The organism is Pseudomonas sp. SJZ079, from assembly GCF_007993865.1.
Classification (GTDB): Bacteria; Pseudomonadota; Gammaproteobacteria; order Pseudomonadales; family Pseudomonadaceae; genus Aquipseudomonas.
In genome coordinates, this window is the sequence record NZ_VIUH01000055.1 from 1 (window position 1) to 1,645 (window position 1,645).

The following is a 1,645-nucleotide window of genomic DNA, read 5'->3' on the forward strand; positions in this document are numbered from 1 at the left end:
GGGGGGGTGTACAGGGCCGCAAAGCTGTTCTGCGGGGCGCGTGGTTCATGCCCAGGCTCCGCGATGGGCCAGTTTTTCGATGTTGTGGGTGATGCAGTAGAGCTTCCACTGCCCATCCACCCGTTCCCGCCCGCGCAGGCTGAAGCGATCCAGGCGTTTGTTGTGGCGCAGGTTGCCGAACACGGGCTCCACCGTGGCGAAACGGCGGGTGATCATCGTGCGCCCGAGGTCGCTGTCGATGCGGCGACGCATGCGGCTCAGGGCGTTGTCCTGTTCGGTTTTCGGCAGGATGAACGCCACCTGGCGTGCCGCGGTTTTCTCCGGCGTGCGCAGACACTGCTTGCGCTGCAGGCAGCTCAGGCAGTCGCGCAGCGCGCCCTTGAACTTGATCGCCGGCTGGCCCTTGACCAGGCAGCCACTGCCGTTGCCGTAGAGTGGCTTGCCTGCCGGGCAGATGCAGGTCTTGAGCAGGGGATCGAAGTGGAAGTCGGCCGGGGTATAGCAGTGGCTGCCGACACGCTTGGGGCGCTTGTCCCAGAGCGGGTCGGGTTTCCCGGTGTGGCGTTCCTGCCCGGCATAGCGCTGGTCGCGCTTGCGGTAGCCGTTGTCGGGAATGAAGGCGGCAATGCCGGCGGCCTCCAATTGCTCCAGCGCCTTGCGGCTGTGGTAACCGGCATCGGCGGTGTAACAGGTGTCGGCGTTGTGCAGCCGGCTTGTGGCCTCGATGACGGGTTCGAGCAGCGCCTGTTCCGAACCGGTGCCATGGGCCTGGGCCTCGACGATGACCTGCGCCTTCTCATCCACGGCGGCGACCCCGGTATAGCCCTGGATCACCCCCTTGCCGGTGGCCATCTTGGCCGACTCGTTGTCGGTGCGGTTGGACAGGTTAATCCGCCCTTTGACGCCCTTGCGGTCTTCGCGGTTGTCCTTGAGCCAGGCGCGTAGCTGGCGGGCATCGGCCTGCAGCCGTTCCAGCTGGCGGGCGGTGCGCTGCGCCTCGGCCTCGGGCTGCTTATCGCTCTCGCGCTGGCGCTCGATCATGGCCGCGGCGGCCTTTTCCATCTTCTCGGCCTGGCGCAGGAAGTCGGCGCGGGTGCCGCTTCTGGCCTTGCTGGCATTGCTCGGCAGCTTGACGCCGTCGATGGCGAACATCTCCCGCCCGATCAGGCCCTGGCGGTCGCAGACCGCGAGCACCTGGGCGAACAGCTTGGCCGCCAGCTCTCCCATGCTGGAGATGAAGTGCGCGAGGGTGGTGAAGTGCGGCTGACTGTCGCCGGAGATGGCCATGAACAGCACATGGTCACGGCACGCCGCTTCCATCTGTCGACTGCTGATGATGCCGCGGCTGTAGGCCAGCAGGACGATTTTCAGCAGCACCGCCGGGTCATAGGCCGGGGCGCCGTCGACGCTGTTGCGGTAGCGGGCGTGGAAGTCGGAAAGATCCAGTTCGTGATCGACCAGGTAGCACAGGGCGTGCTCGAAGGTGCCGGGCAGCAGTTGTTTGTCGAAGTCGATCGGGAGCAGTTTGAGTCCCTTGTGAACGGCCTTGAACCGTGGCATCGCCCGGCGCCTCCCTGCGATTGGATGAGCTTGAGATTATCAGCCTGCGGATTGGCTGACAGCAGGTTTTTCTACAGCCTCAACG

Annotated in this window: 1 protein-coding gene; it reads right to left on the reverse strand. The window is 65.5% G+C overall.

The genetic code is table 11. The features are described from left to right. Nucleotides 1–45: 45 nt before the first annotated feature. Nucleotides 46–1,560 (reverse strand): transposase, encoded by a 1,515-nt coding sequence (locus tag FBY03_RS22920; RefSeq protein WP_147174646.1) that lies wholly within the window; start codon nucleotides 1,558–1,560, stop codon nucleotides 46–48. Nucleotides 1,561–1,645: the final 85 nt, after the last annotated feature.